The 12,196-nt window shown below is 62.7% G+C and carries 12 protein-coding genes; 7 read left to right on the top strand and 5 right to left on the bottom strand.

All coding sequences use genetic code 11. The features are described from left to right. Positions 1 to 51: 51 nt before the first annotated feature. Together ACQVLG_RS21705 and ACQVLG_RS21700 are read left to right on the top strand one after the other, a co-directional pair. The gene (locus ACQVLG_RS21705) at positions 52 to 828 is read left to right on the top strand and encodes a universal stress protein (protein ID WP_474290957.1); all 777 of its coding nucleotides are present in this window, start codon (positions 52 to 54) and stop codon (positions 826 to 828) included. 142 nt (positions 829 to 970) lie between these two features. Next, the gene (locus ACQVLG_RS21700; RefSeq protein WP_474290956.1) at positions 971 to 1,669 is read left to right on the top strand and encodes an alpha/beta hydrolase; all 699 of its coding nucleotides are present in this window, start codon (positions 971 to 973) and stop codon (positions 1,667 to 1,669) included. 207 nt (positions 1,670 to 1,876) lie between these two features. On the opposite strand, the gene ACQVLG_RS21695 is transcribed toward ACQVLG_RS21700, so the two are convergent. From ACQVLG_RS21695 to ACQVLG_RS21675, 5 genes are all read right to left on the bottom strand, one after another. After that, positions 1,877 to 3,577 carry a LeoA/HP0731 family dynamin-like GTPase gene (locus ACQVLG_RS21695; protein ID WP_474290955.1) on the bottom strand — a complete coding sequence of 567 codons (1,701 nt, stop codon included), beginning with the start codon at positions 3,575 to 3,577 and terminating at the stop codon, positions 1,877 to 1,879. Beyond that, entirely contained in the window at positions 3,577 to 4,296 is a 720-nt protein-coding gene (locus ACQVLG_RS21690) for a hypothetical protein (RefSeq protein WP_474290954.1), read from the bottom strand. Before ACQVLG_RS21690 ends, ACQVLG_RS21695 begins: the two co-directional genes overlap by 1 nt. Further along, positions 4,244 to 5,647 carry a hypothetical protein gene (locus ACQVLG_RS21685; RefSeq protein WP_474290953.1) on the bottom strand — a complete coding sequence of 468 codons (1,404 nt, stop codon included), beginning with the start codon at positions 5,645 to 5,647 and terminating at the stop codon, positions 4,244 to 4,246. The genes ACQVLG_RS21690 and ACQVLG_RS21685 overlap by 53 nt, the downstream gene beginning before the upstream one ends. Before the next feature lie 222 nt (positions 5,648 to 5,869). Further along, entirely contained in the window at positions 5,870 to 6,877 is a 1,008-nt protein-coding gene (locus ACQVLG_RS21680) for a helix-turn-helix transcriptional regulator (protein ID WP_474290952.1), read from the bottom strand. Between the two features lie 145 nt (positions 6,878 to 7,022). Next, entirely contained in the window at positions 7,023 to 8,009 is a 987-nt protein-coding gene (locus tag ACQVLG_RS21675; protein ID WP_230538267.1) for a magnesium and cobalt transport protein CorA, read from the bottom strand. A gap of 184 nt (positions 8,010 to 8,193) precedes the next feature. Between ACQVLG_RS21675 and ACQVLG_RS21670 the strand changes: the two genes are divergently transcribed. From ACQVLG_RS21670 to ACQVLG_RS21650, 5 genes are all read left to right on the top strand, one after another. After that, positions 8,194 to 8,721 carry a sigma-70 family RNA polymerase sigma factor gene (locus ACQVLG_RS21670; RefSeq protein WP_230538268.1) on the top strand — a complete coding sequence of 176 codons (528 nt, stop codon included), beginning with the start codon at positions 8,194 to 8,196 and terminating at the stop codon, positions 8,719 to 8,721. Further along, complete coding sequence (locus tag ACQVLG_RS21665; RefSeq protein WP_474290951.1) at positions 8,718 to 9,674, top strand: FecR domain-containing protein; 957 nt, start codon at positions 8,718 to 8,720, stop codon at positions 9,672 to 9,674. The genes ACQVLG_RS21670 and ACQVLG_RS21665 overlap by 4 nt, the downstream gene beginning before the upstream one ends. 61 nt (positions 9,675 to 9,735) lie before the next feature. After that, the gene (locus ACQVLG_RS21660; RefSeq protein ID WP_474290949.1) at positions 9,736 to 10,029 is read left to right on the top strand and encodes a hypothetical protein; all 294 of its coding nucleotides are present in this window, start codon (positions 9,736 to 9,738) and stop codon (positions 10,027 to 10,029) included. Between the two features lie 32 nt (positions 10,030 to 10,061). Beyond that, on the top strand, positions 10,062 to 11,102 hold the full coding sequence (locus tag ACQVLG_RS21655) for a TonB-dependent siderophore receptor (RefSeq protein WP_474290948.1): 1,041 nt from the start codon (positions 10,062 to 10,064) through the stop codon (positions 11,100 to 11,102). After that, positions 11,045 to 12,151 carry a TonB-dependent siderophore receptor gene (locus tag ACQVLG_RS21650; RefSeq protein ID WP_474290947.1) on the top strand — a complete coding sequence of 369 codons (1,107 nt, stop codon included), beginning with the start codon at positions 11,045 to 11,047 and terminating at the stop codon, positions 12,149 to 12,151. Before ACQVLG_RS21655 ends, ACQVLG_RS21650 begins: the two co-directional genes overlap by 58 nt. Positions 12,152 to 12,196: the final 45 nt, after the last annotated feature.

Raw genomic sequence — 12,196 nt, 5'->3', positions numbered from 1 at the left:
GCTGTCCACGTAGACAATTCCCGCCACTGCGCCCAGCGCATCCGCCTGGCCGTGCGCCTGGCCATCGCCGAAGGCGCGCACCTGATCGGTTCAGCCATGAGCGGCATTTCGCGCTACGCGTATGGCGGCGGCGTCAACGCGCTGCAGTTTGCGCCGGCGCAAATGCAGGCGCTGCGCACCCAGGCCAGCGACGCGCTGCACGACTTCGAGCGCATCGCCCGCGAGGAAGGCCTGGGCACCTATGAAACGCGCTTCGTCGACGACGACGCGCAAGGCGCACTGCTGCTGCAGGCACGCTATTGCGACTTGCTGATCCTGGGCCAGACGGACGCGCAGGACACGCCCTCGCGCGTCATCGCCGGCACGGCCGAATACCTGATGCTCCATTGCGGCCGCCCCGTGCTGATGGTGCCGCATGCGCCCGCCGCCGTCCCGCCGCAGGCGGGCCAGCATCCGCTGCTGGCCTGGAACGGCAGCGCCGAAGCGCTGCGCGCCATCACCGATGCGCTGCCGCTGCTGCAACGCGCGCGGCAAGTCACCCTGGCCGTCGTCAATTCGCACGCCCAGCCGGCCGCGCATGGCGAGCAGCCGGGCGCCGACCTGGCCCTGTACCTGGCGCGGCACGGCGTCAACGTCGAGGTGCTGCAACACGACACGCCGCCGGGCCAGGACGTGGGCGCGGCCCTGCTGGCCATGGCGACGCAGCGGCGCTGCGACCTGGTCGTGATGGGCTGCTACGGCCACATGCGCCTGCGCGAAGCACTGCTGGGCGGCGTCACGCGCACGGTGCTGCAGGAAATGACCTTGCCGGTACTGGTGTCGCACTAGCGCAGCCATGCGCCGGGAAAAATAAAGCGGCGCTGGCGGCGGCGCCGGAAGGTCTACAATGGTTGCGCAGCCGTCCGCCGCGCGCTTACTCTTCTGCAGCTGCGCGGTCTTTGCCGTTTCCCCTACATCAAGGAGTATCCGCATGAGCCAGCAAGCCACCATCGTCCTCGTCCACGGTTTCTGGGGCGGCGCCGCCCACTGGAGCCGCGTCATCGTCGAATTGCGCCGGCAGGGCCACACGGCCATCCGCGCCGTCGAACTGCCCTTGACCTCGCTGGCCGACGATGCCGAGCGCACGCGCAAGATGGTGGCGCAAGTGCCTGGCCCGGTGTTGCTGGTAGGACACTCCTATGGCGGCGCCGTCATCAGCGTGGCCGGCAATGCGCCGAATGTGGCGGGCCTCGTGTACATCGCCGCCTTCGCCCCCGACGCGGGCGAAAGCCCGGGCAGCATCACGCAGGAACACCCGCCGCTGGGCGCGGCCAGCCTGGAAGGCGACAGCGACGGCTATCTGTGGGTCAAGCCCGAGCAATACCATGACAGCTTTTGCCAGGACCTCGACGCGGAAGAAGGCGCCGTGCTGAGCGTGATCCAGAAGGCGCCGCTGGCCAGCACCTTCGGCGATACGGTCAGCGACCCGGCCTGGAAGCATAAACCCAGCTGGTACCAGGTTTCCAGCGCCGACCGCATGATTTCCCCCGTCAACCAGGAGCGCATGGCCGCGCGCCTGCAAGCGCGCAAAGTCATCACGCTCAACGCCAGCCACGCCTCGCTGGCCTCGCGTCCCGTGGAGGTGGCGGCGCTGATCCTCGAGGCGGCTGCGGCGGTGCTGGTGAAATAGGCAAAAAGAAGGCTCCCGGGTTACAGGAGCCTTGTGGCGCCGGACAGGCAATGTACGCCTGCCGGCGGCTGTGGGGTACAGCGCCGGCCGGACACGCCATCCACGCCAAGGAGGTTCAGTCACCTGCCATCATGCGCATTCACTGAGACAGTTTCATCGTAGCAGCTAATTGCACGGCAAAACTCTCCAATGTTTGCATGGCGGCAATCAGATCGCGGCAAACTCCACGTCAATCGCCTCGCCCGCCTCACGCCAGGCGTGGAATTTTTCACGCTGGCGCTGGCGTTGTGCAACGTCCTTGCGCACTTCCTCGACATTGCCGACCAGCGTCACGTAGTCGCTGAAGAATGTCTCGTTGAAAGTGGCGGCATCGATCAGCTCCAGCAACTCGGCGCGCTGCTTCTTGAAGTTGCTGACCATGGTCTCGCGCAATTTGCCGAACGCGTCCTGCCGCCGCGCTTGCTCAATGCTATCCCAGGCTTCCATCACCAGGCCGGCGATAGCGAATGCGCCATTGATGTTCTTGGCCAGGTTCGACGCTCCCCATGGCTTGAACTTCAGGTATTTCCCCAGGTCCAGACCCACCATGCCCCCCATGCTGACCAGCCCATCGCGCACACCCAGGACACTCTTGTTATTGATCAAATTATTACTGCGCAGATAGTTAAGTCCCTGTTTCCCATACTGTTTGACCATGCCATTGAAATGGTTCACTTCAGACTCGAAGCTCACCTGTATCTTGCTCACCTCGAGCGTCGCCGACTTCAGAGTGCGGTCAAAGATGTTTTTCAGGCGGTTGGACACGATGATGCCTTCATCGCCGACTTCGCGCTCGAAGAATTCTACGGCAGTATCCATCGTCACGCCCTGCGCCTGCAGGATCAAGTCGGAGAAGTACTCGACAATCGAAGAACGCAGGCGTACCCGGGCATCGCTGATTTTGCCGTCCGTGACGGTGAGCTGCTTGCTCAGGCTGAAATTCATGCCTTCCAGCTTGGCGACTTCCACTGCCTCTTTCTCATCGATCGCCACGGCAATCGGCAACTGCCGCGTCAGCACGTCGCGGATGATGCTTCTCCTGGTTTCATCGGCAATTGCGACGGCGCCGCCATTGGCCTTGATCTTTTCCGAGGTGGCGGTCTGCAAGGTGGCGATATGGGACAAGGCCTTGAATTGCTCCAGATTGTCCAGCCAGTGATGCACGCCCATGTCGAACGGATTGGCAGCCACGCCGACAATGGCCAGCGCCGAGGACTCGGCCGCCGTCAAGCCGATCAGGTCACTCAGGCGGCCGATCACGTTGGCACGCTTGATCGCCATGCTCTGCTGATATTCCTCGTTGTCGGCCACATCGGCCACCTCATCGAAACGGCTCAGCACGAAAATTGTGCGCGGCAACAGATTCAGGGTACGGAACAGCCACATCAGATCGTCCTTGTGGCTTTCCTTGATGGGGTTGACCGGGTTCATCACATACAGCAGCAGATGCGCCTCGCTGACGTATTTCTTGGTGATATCCTTGTACTTCTCGATCGCGTGCGTGTCGGCGTTGAATTTTTCCTTGAAGCCGAACAGGCCCGGCGTATCGATTAATTCAAAGCCCGCGCCCACATCGTAGATGACGACTTCATTCGACGATTCCCGATGGCTGATCTTCATGCTCGCCTTGTCGAGCTGCTCCATCCAGGCGGCAGCAATCGAGGTTTTTCCTTCCGAAAAGCCACCCACGAGGGCGATCTTCAGTTTTTCACCGGAAACACTGCTCAGCGCAGCCTCAAGCTTGTGCCGGGTATTTTCCTCGATCTGCACGCCTGCGTCCTGTCCCTGCTGAAGAAACACTTGCAACTTTTGCAGGATAGCCAGCGCCTGTGCTTTCTTGACTTGAAATGCGTCTAAGGTATGTTCCATTATTTGCTCCCTGCCTTTTCTATATTGTGGGACAACATTTTCAATTGGATTTCTGATGTGCTCAAGACCTTGATGATGCCGTCAACCTGTGCGACGGGCTGCCTGACCGCCGCCGCCAGTGCCTCCATCTTTTCTTCCAGCTGCGGCCAGGCCGGCTCCAGACTTTCCTCCAGCGCTTCACGCAGTTTGCGCACCACTTTCGACAAGTTTTCCGACACGGCCTTGCGCTGCTGCGCCATCTTGTAGTCCTTGCTGAAAAAGCCCATGACCGACTTCGCCACGCTCACCAGCGCGGTCACAGCGCCCACCGCGAGGATGGGCCAGGCGGCAGGATTCCAGAACATCAGCGCGGCCCCCACCACGGCGCCGATCAGGCCGGCCACCTTGATGCCATTGTCGATATCGATCTTCAGCTGGAAATGGCGGTCGACGCCCTTGATCTGCACATTGCCATAGACCTCAAACAGTTCCTCGGCAAATTGGCGGAAGCGCTCGATGACTTCCCGGGTTTCTTCCTGGAAACGCGCCAGCTCATCTTGCATGAGGCTGGAAAACTGCTGCGTCAATCCCTCCTGTGCCCTTTTGATACTTCTCTCCAGCACCTCTCTGAACTCATCGTTGTCGATGCCTTCGCTGATTTTGCTGTCCGTCGAACGGCGCACTTCGTTAGCGAATTTGCTGATGACATCTTCGCAACGCGAATCGAGCTGGCTCTTCAAGCCACTGAACGCCAATGCCAGTTGCTGCTCCGCTTTCTCGGCATCGTTGCTCAGCTTTGTGCGCAAGCAAGGGATGGAAAGAGTGCCGCAGCAACTCGCTCACCTTGGCACCGGCCGCCTTGACTGCCTGACTGGCCTTGTTAAAATTCGAGCGGATGATTTTCTGCCGGTAATCACGTACCAGTTCTCCCGTCAGCAGTTGCTGGAATGCGCCCACGCCCGACTTCTCCAACAATTGCTCCTGGCTGTAACCAGCCAGGAACTTGGCCTGACTTTTGGCCGGCGACGAATCGGGTACCAGACAGCTGGCCACGGCCATGAATGCGGGCTGAGCGCTGAGCGTGAGCGTGCGCACGTAATGCGGCGCCAGATACTCATGCATCTTCTTGTCCAGGTCATCCAGGCTGACTTGTTCATCGTCGCTGATCAAGCTGGGTTTTGCCAGCGCGCCAGGACTGGCAAGACGCTTGTTAAACAGCGTCCAGACTTCCGTTTGCGCACCCAGGTGCTCCTGGATTTTTTCCAGCGTGCCCTTCTTGCCGCCCTCTCCCCGCTGTGGCGGCGCCGCCTTGCTCGTCACGTAAAAGACGGCATGTGCCGTTTTCACGGCAGACCCGATACTGTCCTTCACGGCACTTTCATCGCCTTCGATGCCGGGGACGTCAAGCAGGCAAAATTGCTGGTTGTTGGCCACAAAATCATAGCGCTGCGTGGCACGGGTGTAATCGGAGCGGCCATCGCCAATAATCGCCCCGTCGGCGGTGGCTGCCAGCTGGCCCAGCGCGTCCTGTGCACGCTGTTCCGCCTGCCGGGCATGCTCCTGTTCCCGCCCGGCGGCATCCACGCGCTGTTGCTGCTTCTCCAATACCTGCGCCTGTTCCAACTCATGGGAGGCGATGGCGCTGACCTGCCGCGCGTACTCTTTTTCCTCGGGCAGCTTGGCGAACAGATTGACGATCTTTTGCCACAGCGAGGCATTGCGCTTGAGCTCCGTGACGGCGTGCGCTAGGCTATCGCGCCGCGTCAGCAATATGTCATGCTTGCTGACGCCTTGCCGCTGCAGTACATCGTGTTCCTGCCGCAATTCCGTGACGAGGCGGTTGGCTTGCTCGACAGCGGCAGCCATCTGCGCCAGATCAGCCGCCGTGATGCCGAGCTTGACTTGCAGTTCCTTGAATGCCTGTTGCTGCTGCAACTTGCTTTGTTCGCCCAGCACGATCCTGAGCGTTTCGATGATGGTCGATTTGCCCGCATTCGTTTCACCATACAGGGCAATCGTGAAAGTTTGCCATTCGGCATTACTTTCCAGTGCATCGAGATCCACCTGCAGCAGATCGAGCAGGATGTTCAATTCGCCGGCCGCCGCCTGCCTGGCACTTTCCAGCTGTACGTCCTGCATCGGCTGGCGCAAGCTGCCTAACAGGACATTGACCTGCTTGCTCACGGCAGTAAAGATATCCTTCGGGGATAATAAATCCAGACTCATCTTCTTGTCTTTCTAAATAAACATGCCACATCATCGGGCCAGTAGCGACGAAAGCCGTCGCAGCAAACGATCAGTTTGGGGGGGGATCTAGGCGTAGGACGCGGCCATCTGCTGCGCGATGGCGGCCATTTCGCCGCGCAGCGCCGCCGGCTCCAGCACACTGACGCCCGCACCAAAGCCCAGCAGCCACCAGCGCAGCGCCTGCGTATTGGGTACGGTGGCGCACAAGGTCAGCGAACCGTCGGCCGCCCGCTCCAAGGTTTGTTCGGCGTGCAGCCGCGTTTCGTAGAGGTGGGCGCCTGCCGCGCTGGAAAACGTGGCACGCAGCGCCAGGGGCGCGCCGTTGATAATGCCGAGATGTCCGGCTGCGATGTAGGCATCGAGATTGAAGTCCAGACATTTGCGCGCCGGCTCATAGCGCCGCTGCGCGTGTTCGATGCGGTGCAGCGCCAGCATGCGGATGTCGGTATAGTCAGCAAACATGCAGATCAAATAGACCACGCCGGCACGCTGGGCGATGGCCAGCGGATGTACAACGGGATAGTCTGTGGCCGCCGCCGCGTCGCGCCGGCGGTAACTCAGCTCGAGCTGGCAATCCTGCATCAGGGCTTCATACACGCTGTTGCGCACCGCCTCGTCCTGCACGGGAGGCAACAGCGGCAGCATCGAAGGAATATGGCGTATCTTGTCCAGCCACGCATTCGAAGGCTCCGTGCTATCCAGCGTCGCCAGCGTGCGCTCCGCCGCTGCGAAATGGGGGCGCAAGGCCTGTGCCGTATGCGGAGGCAGCTGGTGATGCAGATGCTGCTCCACCAGTTTGAGCGTCAATGCTTCGGGAATGGTAACGCCAGGAATACTGAATGGCGGCGCATCACGGCGCCAGCTCCAGCCAAATGGTTTTTCCCGCGCGTCCACTTCTAGCGCAAACACTTCACGCAAGGCCTGCAAGTCTCGCTGGACCGTGCGCGCCGTGACCAGATAACCGAGTGCCTTCAAGCGCACACAAATGTCCTCTACCGAAACCTTGCTCGGAGCACGCGGGATGTCCTGCAGCATGTGCCACTGGCGCAGTAGAGACTGCTGATTCGTTGCCACGACATTATCCTTTGCATTTTAACTAACGCAGCATTTTATTTCCTATGAGAATTTTTAGAAAGAGTAAAGCAACATTTATTTATTTCAAACCATTATTGGCAACATTTCTTGCAATAAATATACTTCCTTACCTGTGCTTTGAACGCTACAGCCAGCCTTCGCGCTTCAAACGCCGGTGCAGCCAGTAGCAGCCGGCGATGATAACGACAATCACGGCCGGATAGCTGCCGCGCCACTTCAGTTCCGGCATGAATTCGAAGTTCATGCCGTACAGGCTGAAGACCATGGTGGGCACGGCCAGGATGGCGGCCCAGGCGGCCAGGCGCTTGACCACTTCGTTCTGGCGGATCGAAATCTGCCCCAGCGCCACCTGCATGGCCGAATTGACCAGCTCGCGCATCTGCCCCGCCGTGTGCGTGACGCGTTTGACGTGGTCGAGGATGTCACGGTAATAGATGCGGTTTTCCTTGGGCACGATATCGCCATGGAAACGGATCAGCTGGGTGCAAATGTCGTGCAGCGGGTTGACGGCGGCATCGAGTTTCAGCAGCTCCGTCTTGAGCTGGTAGAAATCCTGCAGCTTGTCCTCGCTCAGACTGGGCTTGAACAGCTGCAGTTCATAGTGCTGAAACTTCGCCTGCAAATGGTCGATGCAGGGCTGGTACTGGTCGACGATGAAGTCGATGATGGAATACAGCACGTAACCGGGGCCGCTGGCCAGTTTCTCGGGCACGCTTTCCTTGCGTTCGCGCAACTTCGCATAGCCGGCCGAGGCGCCGTGGCGCACCGTGATGATGAAACGGGGGCCGAGAAAGACGTGGGTTTCGCCGTAGACGATGGCATCGCCGTCCAGGGTGGCCGTATGCATCACCATGAACAGCGTGTCGCCGTATTCTTCCAGCTTGGGCCGCTCGTGCGCGCCCTGCGCATCCTCGACGGCCAGTTCGTGCAGGCCGAAGGCCGCTTGCAGCGCGTGCATGGCCGTGACGTCGGGGCTGGCCAGGCCGATCCAGACGAAACAATCGGGGTCGCCGAGGAAGTCGCCCACCTTGTCGATGTCGAAATGGGCGATCTTCCTGCCGTCGCGATATGCTTCGCAATTGACGACGGCGGCGTGGGTACTCAGGTCCATGGTGATTTTCGGCGAATGGCGGCAATATTGGGGGGCCAGTATAGCGGAAATGCCATGCTGGCCATGTCAATGGCGCTGCCGCATTGACTTTCAGGCACGTCAATGTAAAATGAGAACCATTCGCATTTAAGAAGGGCCTGCATGCGCCAGCGGCACGGGACTTCCGCGCCAACTGGAGTGTGCCGTGACGTATGCCGTATCCCCTGCCGCCGATCCTCAAGGCCCGTCTTCATTGAGCCAGCTGTACGGCGAGCACCATCCCTGGCTGCTGCGCTGGCTGCGCGGCAAATTGTCCTGCACCGATCACGCGGCCGACCTTGCGCAGGATACCTTCGTCAAGCTTCTGGCCACGCCATCGGAGCGCGCCGTCACCCTGCGCGAGCCGCGCGCCTACCTGACCACCGTGGCGCGCCGCCTGCTGATTGACCATTACCGCCGCCAGTCGCTGGAGCAAGCCTGGCTGGCCACCCTGGCGCAGCTGCCCGCGCCCGCCGCGCCATCGGCCGAAGAGCGTTTACTGATCCTGGAAACCCTGCACCAGATCGACGCCATGCTCGACGGCCTGGGCGCGAAGGTGCGCACGGCCTTTTTGCTGTCGCAGCTGGAAGGCCTGGCGTATGCGGACATCGCCGCGCGCCTGAACATCAGCGAGCGCACCGTCAAGCGCTACATGGTGCAGGCGTTCGAACAGTGCATCCTGCTGCTGGCATGAGCACGGCCATCGATGCGCGCGCCGCGCGCGAAGCGGCGCACTGGATGATGCGCCTGCAGGGCGGCGAACTGGACGCCGCCGCGCAGCAGGCCCTGGCCCGCTGGCGCGCCGCCCACCCCGACCATGAAACGGCCTGGCGGCGCGCCGAGCAGGTCTGCCGCACCTTCGGCATGCTGCCCCCGCCCCTGGCCATGCCAGTGCTCGACCGCCCGGCCGGTGCACCGCGCCGCGCCGCCCTGAAAACCCTGGCCCTGCTGATCGCCGCCGGGCCAGGCGGCTGGGCCATGCTGAAGCTGGCGCCATGGCAGGCGTGGACGGCCGAACTGCGCACCGCGACGGGCGAAATCCGCCATGTTCCCCTGGCCGACGGCAGCGCCCTGAGCCTGAACACGGCCAGTGCCGCCGACATCGCCTTCAGCGCATCCCTGCGCCTGGTTCGCTTGCGCGCCGGAGAGATTCACGTGACAACCAGCCCCGATGCCCTTGGGCGGCCGTTCGTCGTACGCACCAGCAACGGCAGCATCCGCGCCCTCGGCACGCGCTTCACGGTACGCCAGGAAGACAACCTGCTGGGCGCGCGCACCCACGTGGCCGTCTCGCAGGGCGCCGTCGAAGTGCGGCCCGCCGAGGGCCAGGCCCGCATCGTGCGGGCGGACTGGCAAGCCAGTTTCGACGCGGACGCCGCCAGCGCGCCGCGGCCGCTGGCGCCGCATGCGTCCGCGTGGACCAAGGGATTGCTGTACGCGGACGACACGCCGCTGGCCGACGTGCTGGCGCAGCTGAGCCGCTACCGCCACGGCGTGGTGCGCTGCGACCCTGCCGTGGCGCGGCTGCGCGTGTCGGGCGTGTACCAATTGCATGATACGGATCAACTATTATCACTATTGCAAGCATCGCTGCCCATCCGCGTGCAGCGCCACAGCCGCTGGTGGATTTCCGTCGGCCCCGCATAAATATTCTTAAAAAAATGTCCCTTTCGCGCATGTGCCCCGTCAATCCACACAGGACCAACACATGAACGAAGGGAAACAAGCAATGAAGCACTATCGCAACACCAGCATCACTCTCGCCCTGCTGAGCAGCCTGGCCCTGGCGCCGCTCGCGCAGGCGCAGCGGCAAGATGCGCCCGCGCGCCACTACCAGGTGGCAGCCGGCCCGCTGGGCACGGCCCTGTCCGCGTTTGCGGCCGAGGCGGGCGTCAGCATTTCCGGCGCCGCCAGCCTGTACGCGGGCTTGCACAGCCGGGGCTTGAGCGGCAATTACCAGGTGGCCGACGGCTTGCCCGCCTGCTCGATGGCAGCGGCCTGATTGCCGTCGACCAGGGCGGGGGCCACTACGCCGTGCGCAGGCTGCCGTCCGCCGCCGAGGCAACCACCCTGCCCGGCATCGCCGTGCGCGCCACGGCCGAGCGCAGCACCAGCACGGAAGGGACAAATTCGTACACGACGCCGGCCACGGCCAGCGCCACCGGACTGGTGCTGTCCCTGCGCGAGACGCCGCAATCGGTCAGCGTCATCACGCGCCAGCGCATGGATGACCAGGACTTGCTGACGGTGCGCGACGTGCTGCGCAATACGCCCGGCATCGCCGTCAACCAGTTCGACACGGAGCGCAGCACCTTTTCCGCGCGCGGCTTCGACGTCGACAATTTCCAGTACGACGGCGTGCCCACCACGTATAAGGTGCAGTATTCGGGCGGCGAATCGGAAATGGATTCGCTGATCTACGACCGCGTGGAAGTGACGCGGGGCGCCACGGGCTTGCTGACGGGCGCCGGCTACCCGTCCGCCTCGATCAACCTGGTGCGCAAGCGGGCCAGCGCCAGGCAGTTCGAAGGGCAATGGTCGCTGGCGGCCGGTTCGTGGAGCGACTACCGTGGCACCGTCGACCTGGCCGCGCCGCTGAACGCGGACGGCTCCGTGCGCGGCAGGATCGCCGGCGCCTGGCAGGACCGCAAGTCGTTTACCAATGGCTATTCGAACCAGCGCCAGCTCGTCTACGCCACCGCCGAGGCGGACCTGGCGCCCGGCAGCGTCGTCATGGTGGGCGCCAGCTACCAGAAGAACGACCCGAAAGGCAGCAACTGGGGGGGCTTCCCCCTGTGGTACAGCGACGGTTCGCGCACCGATTTCGACCGTTCCGTCACCACGGCGCCCCGCTGGGCCGCCTGGGCCACCGAGCAGACCAACGTGCACGCCACCTTGGAACACGCGCTGGGCCAGGGCTGGAAGGCGCAGGCGCAAGCCATGTACAGCAAGCACACGGAAGACACGCCGCTGCTCTCTTCCTGGCCGAGCGGCCCGACCGCATCACGGGCCTGGGCATGCTGGGCTACCCGAACCGCTACATCGGCCAGCGCGACCAGAGCAGCGCCGACCTGAAACTATCCGGCCCGTTTACCCTGGGCGGACGCGAACATGAAGTCATTGTGGGCGCCAATTACACGGTGCAGCACGCGCAATTCAGCGTCAAGGAAGCGCTCGATCCCGAACCGATCGGCAATTTCCTCGCCTGGGACGGCAGCTACCCGCAGCCGGCCTGGGGCGAGCCCGTGCTGTCGGAAAAATATACGACGAAACAATACGGCGCGTATGGCGCGGCGCGCCTGAACCTGGCCGAGAACACCAAACTGATCGTCGGCGGACGCCTGAGCCGCTGGGACAAGGACCGCATCGGCTTTGACGGCAGCGCCCGCTTTGCCTTCGCCAAGAGCAAGTTCGTGCCGTATGCGGGCCTGGTGGTGGACCTGAACGACACGTATTCCGCGTATGCCAGCTACACGGACATCTTCCGCCCGCAGGAAAACCAGGACCGCGCAGGCGCCTGGCTGGACCCGCTGACGGGACAAAGCATGGAAGTGGGCGTGAAGGGAGAATGGGCTGGCGGCCAGGCCAACGGCTCCATCGGCCTCTTCGAGATCAAGCAGGACAAGCTGGCCCAGCCGGACGGTGCGCACCGGATCCCCGGCACCACCACGCAGGCGTATTACGCGGCGCGCGGCGCCACCAGCCGCGGCATCGAGGGGGAATTGTCGGGCCGCCTGGCGCCAGGCTGGAACGTGACGGCCAGCGCCAGCCACTTCCGCGCCAAGGACCGCGAGCAGCAGGATATCAACACCCTGTCGCCGCGCTCGACGGCGCGATTGTTCACCACATGGAAGGTACGACCCGACCTCACCGTGGGCGGCGGCGTCAACTGGCAAAGCAAGTTCTACTTCGACGACGCGGGCCCGAACGGCAAGGAAAGAGTGACGCAGCAAGCCTACAGCACGGTCAGCCTGATGGCCACGTACCAGCTGTCGCGCCAGCTGACGGCTCAATTAAACGTGGAAAACCTGCTCGACAAGAAGTACATCAACATCAACACCTATGCGCAAGGCACGTATGGCGCGCCGCGCAGTGTGCGAGGTACCTTGACGTACCGTTTTTAGTACGCGCACAAGCCGGGCGGCATGCGCCCGGCTTGCTCTACATCA

This window comes from Janthinobacterium sp. TPC_1 (assembly GCF_056037845.1).
Note: the sequence above shows the minus strand (reverse complement) of the source record. Positions and strands in the feature narration are given on the sequence as shown.

Bases quoted from the DNA above. Each gene is read 5' to 3' on its own strand.
- ACQVLG_RS21665 (WP_474290951.1), top strand. From the start codon at position 8,718: ATGAGCACGGCCATCGATGCGCGCGCCGCGCGCGAAGCGGCGCACTGG.
- ACQVLG_RS21675 (WP_230538267.1), bottom strand. From the start codon at position 8,009: ATGGACCTGAGTACCCACGCCGCCGTCGTCAATTGCGAAGCATATCGC.
- ACQVLG_RS21700 (WP_474290956.1), top strand. From the start codon at position 971: ATGAGCCAGCAAGCCACCATCGTCCTCGTCCACGGTTTCTGGGGCGGC.
- ACQVLG_RS21695 (WP_474290955.1), bottom strand. From the start codon at position 3,577: ATGGAACATACCTTAGACGCATTTCAAGTCAAGAAAGCACAGGCGCTG.
- ACQVLG_RS21650 (WP_474290947.1), top strand. From the start codon at position 11,045: ATGCTGGGCTACCCGAACCGCTACATCGGCCAGCGCGACCAGAGCAGC.
- ACQVLG_RS21660 (WP_474290949.1), top strand. From the start codon at position 9,736: ATGAACGAAGGGAAACAAGCAATGAAGCACTATCGCAACACCAGCATC.